Source organism: Thauera phenylacetica B4P (assembly GCF_000310225.1).
Taxonomy (GTDB): Bacteria; Pseudomonadota; Gammaproteobacteria; order Burkholderiales; family Rhodocyclaceae; genus Thauera; species Thauera phenylacetica.
Window position 1 is genome coordinate 1 of record NZ_AMXF01000551.1, and the last position, 735, is coordinate 735.

At 76.7% G+C, this 735-nt stretch carries 1 protein-coding gene; it reads left to right on the forward strand.

Going from position 1 to position 735, the window contains the following annotated elements; genetic code table 11:
- Positions 1-735, forward strand: a 735-nt coding sequence (locus tag C667_RS23615) for a FimL-related protein (protein ID WP_004391572.1), incomplete at both ends; no start/stop codon positions are given.

Below are 735 nucleotides of genomic sequence, written 5' to 3' on the forward strand. Positions count from 1 at the left end.
GCGCGGCCTGCTGGAGTGGCTGCGCAAGGGAGCGGCGGGCGAAGGCGCCCGCATCATGCGCGACGCGATCACCGAGGTCGAGGCGCAGCAGCGCAGCCCGGCCACGCGCAGCCTGTGGTGGGCCAGCCTCGCCTTCTACGACGCCCTGATCCACGGCGGGTTACAGCCCGATCCGGCGGTGAAGCGCCTGTGCACCCAGCTCGACGCCCAGTTCCGCCGCCTGCTGGCCGGCACGCCCGCGGTCCCGGACCGCCTGCTGCGCGAGCTCCTGTACCAGATCGCGTCCGCGCCGGTGCACACCGAGCAGCAGCGCGCGGTGCGCGCGTGCTGGCAGCTCGACGCGCAGCTCCCCGACGCAGGATCGGAGGTCGGCGAGGCGCCGATCGCCCCGCTGCTCGGCACGCTCTCCGCCCGCCTCGGCGCGGCGCGCGAGCACTGGGAGGCCTTCTGCTCGGGCACCGCGGTCGCCCTGCCCCGCTTCGAGGACGCCGTCACGGCGATGACCGCCCCCGCCGAGGCGCTCGGCCGCCCCGGCGTACGCACCCTGTGCACCGCCCTGCTCGACTTCGCGCGCTGGTTGCGCCGCGACCCGCTGCAGTTCGCCGAGACGGCGGGCATGGAGGTCGCCACCGCCCTGCTGAGCATCGAGGGAGCGCTCGAGCGCCGCCCGCCGCCGGCCGGCTTCGGCGCACGCGCCGAGGCCATCGCCACCCGGCTGCTCGCCCTGCAGCGCGG